Source organism: Ilyobacter sp., from assembly GCF_041583315.1.
Classification (GTDB): Bacteria; Fusobacteriota; Fusobacteriia; order Fusobacteriales; family Fusobacteriaceae; genus Ilyobacter.
The window spans coordinates 1-4,004 of the sequence record NZ_JBFHGC010000257.1; the positions used below are offsets into that span (position 1 = coordinate 1).

Consider the following 4,004-nt stretch of genomic DNA (forward strand, 5'->3'; position numbering starts at 1 on the left):
CTATTCCCACCTGTTTTCTCTCGCTAAACTCAAGCCCGTGTTTATCTGTCCGAAACACACTGTCATTATAGTAAAATTTTCCTCTGTTTGACTGAGTGTCAGAGAAATATTTTACCACAGGCAGGGTCATATCCGGTCTGAGTACATACAGATCACCCTTTGGATTTATAATCTTTAGAAGATTCCCCTCACTTATGATATCTTTGTTTGCAAAGTATGTTTCATACTTCTCAAATGCATTTAGTCTTATCTTGTCGTACCCGTATGATTCGAATACTCTCTCAAGATCCATTACAAATTCCTCTTCTTTTCTGTAATTCTTCATATTCCCCCCCTAAAAAAAATACCCGGATACATTTTAGTATCCGGGTACTCTTAAAAAAATTCTTAGTTTCAAGAAATGTTTCATCATCATCCCAGATACAAACCTAGATTTTCGTTGCACGAAACAGGTCTGTATCTTAAAAGATTACAAACCTTGTCAGCAGTGATGATGGTGATGGAAAACTGTAAAAGTTTTTCTAAACATTTCTATTCCTCCTAAGATATTATGTACAAGTTTTGTGTATTATAGCACCATCGGAGAATATTGTAAACCCGTTTTTTACCAGATACCTTGATTTATCTCTGATTTTTAATATATGTCTTTGTGTAGGATAGGAAATTAAATGGTGTATAAATAAGCTAGGTTGATGTTTAATTAATAGAAAAAGAACTGACTTTATTCAAAGGTCTAAAAATATTTATCAAGAATGAACACGAATAAAAACTAGGAAAAAATATAAAAAGGGGGAATTATGAAAAACTCTACAAAAACCCACGAAAAGGGTCGATTTGATATAAGTAACTGTAAAACAACTATGAAAGCAGTTGTTACAACTGGAAACGGTGGTTATGAGAAACTCGATTATTGCGATGTTCCTGTGCCGAAGCTTGGAGCAAATGAAGCTCTTTTACAAGTTCTCGCTGCCGGAGTAAATAACACTGAGATAAATACTCGTCTCGGCTGGTATTCTTCAAAAGTCACAACTAGTACAACTTCACTTGCCACTGATGAAGCAGAGAAAAAAGAAGCGAAAGCTAGTGAAGACGGAGGGTGGAATGAATCTACACCTTTTCCTTTTATTCAGGGGACTGATTGCTGTGGTCGTGTAGTGGCTGTCTCTCCAGGGGTAGATAAAAAGTTATTAAATAAGCGTGTTTTGGTTCGTTCCTGCATGCGTAGTAAGGGCTGGGATTCATTGGAAAACATCTGGATGGCGTCTGATTTTGACGGTGCTTTTGCTCAATTTGTAAAAGTACCTGTAACGGAGATTTTTCCCGTGGACTGCGACTGGAGTGATGCAGAGTTGGGCACAATTCCGTGTGCCTACGGGACTGCTGAGAATATGATTCATCGGGCAAAGGTAAAAAAAGGAGATCATGTGCTCATAGCGGGGGCTTCAGGTGGCGTCGGCTCTGCAGCTGTGCAGTTGGCAAAGCGAAGAGGAGCTACTGTGATAGCTATTGCAGGAAAAGCAAAACTCGAAAAACTTCTTGAGATAGGTGCAGATAGAGTTATTTCACGAGACGAAGATATTATAGAGGCTTTAGGGGAAAAATCCATGAATATTGTAGTTGATAATGTTGCAGGGCCATCTTTTGGTAAGATGCTCAAAGTGCTGAAGAGAGGAGGGAAATTCGTATCTTCCGGTGCCATTGCCGGCCCCATTGTGGAGCTGGATATGCGTGATTTTTATTTAAAGGATCTGACATTGATTGGCTGTACTGCATGGGATGAGCCTGTTTTTCCAAATCTTATTTCTTATATTGAAAAAGGTGAAATTAAACCTCTTCTGGCGAAAACCTTTCCATTGGAAAAAATTGTTGAGGCACAAATTGAATTTACTGAAAAAAAACATGTGGGTAAATTTGTATTGATACCTCCTCAAATAGATGATGTTGATAGATATTTAAATAGAGAGTAAATTAATGGTCCAGAATATAATTGATACCTGCTTTTGAGAAGCACAATATCTTTTACTGATACAAATTGATAGCATAGTTCATAAATAATTATTTATTCAAAAATAAAAGGGGGATGGAATATGCCTAAATTTATATTCAGACTGATTTTAATACTATCGATTAATTTTTTCATGTATTTCTACGTGATTTTAAAGGTGGCTTCATTTTTTAATGTAAAAAACAAAGTTTCCCTCTTTATACTTGCCTTAATTATATCTGTTATGATAATACCGGCCACGGTTCTCATAGGTAAAAATAACAATATTCTGACTCAGTGGTTTTACAAGACTGCCGGGATTTTGATGGGTGTTTTTTTTCTCACCTTTGTATGCCTTGTGCTTTCCAGGATACTTGGGATAGTTCTCAGAGTTCCAGTGAAAAACATTGAGATAGCAGCTCTGGGAGTGGCATCTGTACTGATCATATACTCTATTGAGAATGCTAAAAACATTACTGTTGAAACTGTAAAAATAAATGATTTCGGAGAAAAAATAAAGGTTGTCCAGATAAGCGACCTTCATCTTTCGTCAGAATCTTCCAACGGACTTTCTGAAATAGTAAAAAAAATAAACCTTTTGAATCCTGATATAGTCTTAATAACCGGTGATATGGTCTCCCAGGATACCCCTATAACAGAAAAAACCTTCCAGTCCTTTAAGAACCTCAGTGCAAAATCATACTTTGTAACTGGAAATCACGAACACTATATAGATTCTGATAAAATCTCAGAAATAATAGAAAACTCAGGAGTGAAGGTTTTGAGAGATGAAGTGGATCTTTTTATGGGAGTCCAGATTGCAGGGCTAGAGTATCGCTCTGACAGGAAGATGGCCATGGAGGCCCTGTCCGGTCTGGAGCTGACAGGTGATAATCCGGCTCTCCTCATGAACCACATTCCCCTTGACCACGGCGATGAGAGGATAAGACTGACTGTGAGCGGGCATACCCATTACGGACAGATAGTTCCTTTCAACCTTTTAGTGAGGCTTACCACCAAATATATAAAAGGTCTCTACAAGCTTGATAATGGCTATATCTACGTATCTCCTGGAACAGGGACATGGGGTCCGCCAATGAGACTGGGTTCTAAAAATGAGATTACTCTGTATGAATTGAGATAAAAACTCATATGAACAGATGTGATCTGACGGTACATCTTTGGGAGGATTTTATGAAGAAGAAATTTAAAATTTTGAGTTTTTCTCTGAGTGCACTAATATTTATAACTGCAATAATTTTAATGGAAAAAGAGCTTTCAAATTATAGCTATACTGACATTAAGAATGCAGTTTCAGAAATAAAGGGAGATATGATTTTTTTATCTGTTTTGCTGTCAATTTTAAGCTATACACTTTTGATTTTTTTAGATTCCCTTGCCCTGAGGTATACGGGATTAAATTTTGAATATTATAAAATAATTTTTGTATCCTTTGTCAGCAGGGCTTTTGGAAATAATCTAGGAATTTCAGCCCTCAGTTCTTCTGCCATAAGGTTCAGATTTTATTCCCTATGGGGGGTTCCCTATAATAAGATAATAAAACTGATTACATTTTGCTACTCCACCTCATGGATAGGACTTATTGCCACAGGAGGTTTTGTCTTTACTTTTTGCCCTGTGACAATCCCCTATAAATTTAATTTTTTCATGAAGGATAACAAAAACATAGGGATAATTTTTATAATACTGACCCTGGGCTATCTCATGTTTTCAATGGGGTCAAAATATATAAACTGGTCTTTTGAATTACCTTCACTGCCTATTGCTTTTATTCAGATATCTGTATCGGTATTTGAGTGGAGTGTCGCCGGGAGTGTACTCTATGTTCTTTTACCCGGTTCATCTAAAATACATTTTCTTACTTTTATATCTATATTTGTAACTGCACAGTTTATTGGGATTATAAGCAACCTGCCGGGAGGTATAGGGGCTTTTGAATTTATTATGATCTCTTTTTTATCTCAGTTTATCTCTGTCCATGAAATACTGAGCGGATTGA

Annotated in this window: 4 protein-coding genes; 3 read left to right on the forward strand and 1 reads right to left on the reverse strand. The window is 36.7% G+C overall.

From position 1 onward, the window contains the following. Positions 1–325, reverse strand: a 325-nt coding sequence (locus tag ABZA26_RS09400; protein ID WP_372714266.1) for an ATP phosphoribosyltransferase regulatory subunit, incomplete at its 3' end; no start/stop codon positions are given. Positions 326–923: 598 nt separating this feature from the next. Between ABZA26_RS09400 and ABZA26_RS09405 the strand changes: the two genes are divergently transcribed. The 3 genes from ABZA26_RS09405 to ABZA26_RS09415 form a co-directional block, all read left to right on the forward strand. Then, positions 924–1,967, forward strand: coding sequence for an alcohol dehydrogenase family protein (locus ABZA26_RS09405; RefSeq protein WP_372714267.1), 1,044 nt, complete (start codon positions 924–926; stop codon positions 1,965–1,967). A 120-nt stretch (positions 1,968–2,087) separates the two neighbouring features. Then, entirely contained in the window at positions 2,088–3,128 is a 1,041-nt protein-coding gene (locus ABZA26_RS09410; protein ID WP_372714268.1) for a metallophosphoesterase, read from the forward strand. Positions 3,129–3,178: 50 nt separating this feature from the next. Further along, the coding region (locus ABZA26_RS09415; protein ID WP_372714269.1) for a YbhN family protein at positions 3,179–4,004 on the forward strand (826 nt) is incomplete at its 3' end.

What these genes read in the sequence shown, in the direction of transcription:
- ABZA26_RS09410 (WP_372714268.1), top strand. Translation starts at nt 2,088, where the DNA reads ATGCCTAAATTTATATTCAGACTGATTTTAATACTATCGATTAATTTT.